We start from the raw sequence: 563 nt of genomic DNA, 5'->3' as shown, positions 1-563 counted from the left end.
AAAATATCCAAGGCCAATAGACCTTGGATAAATACCTACATTATTGAAACGCCCCCTCCTGGAGAATCGTTTTTTGTCCGGTGGCCGGATCATCATTGGAAAACTCCACCAGACACTCCTGGCTTGCCAGTTCACAACTGTAATTGCCCGATTGCACCTGTGAAGTCACATTCCGGTACCCAATGGGTTCCGCCGCGTCAGGTGTCCAGACCATGGTCGCCGTCCTTTTGACGGGCATGTTAAATGCAAAAGCAAATACAGCCGCCATCATCAATGTCCCTCCCCGAAGGAGGATTTTGCCATTTTTTTTCATAATTTTACGATTGAGTCATTTTACATAATCCGGTCGTTTTGGCCCCCCAAGGCCTTCCGAGAGGAGCGACCGGGTTTCACTCCCCTACCCTTGCCGGGCAACCACCTCGTGGCTTCACCGGCCGTCCGTTCCTTTTTTCTTTTACCTTATATTTTTGGTTTAATTATTAATTCTCACGTTCCCACTTTTCTCACATTCTCATACCACACTATCCATTCACTCAATACTTAGGAAAAAGGGAACAGAGAAC

1 protein-coding gene is annotated in these 563 nt (G+C 47.1%); it reads right to left on the bottom strand.

Annotated features, from left to right (window positions below):
- Positions 1-40: 40 nt before the first annotated feature.
- Positions 41-313, bottom strand: a complete 273-nt coding sequence (locus tag ACFPFU_RS25675; RefSeq protein ID WP_377069615.1) for a hypothetical protein — start codon at positions 311-313, stop codon at positions 41-43.
- Positions 314-563: the final 250 nt, after the last annotated feature.

This window comes from Negadavirga shengliensis (assembly GCF_042652345.1).
GTDB lineage: Bacteria > Bacteroidota > Bacteroidia > Cytophagales > Cyclobacteriaceae > Negadavirga > Negadavirga shengliensis.
Note: the sequence above shows the minus strand (reverse complement) of the source record. Positions and strands in the feature narration are given on the sequence as shown.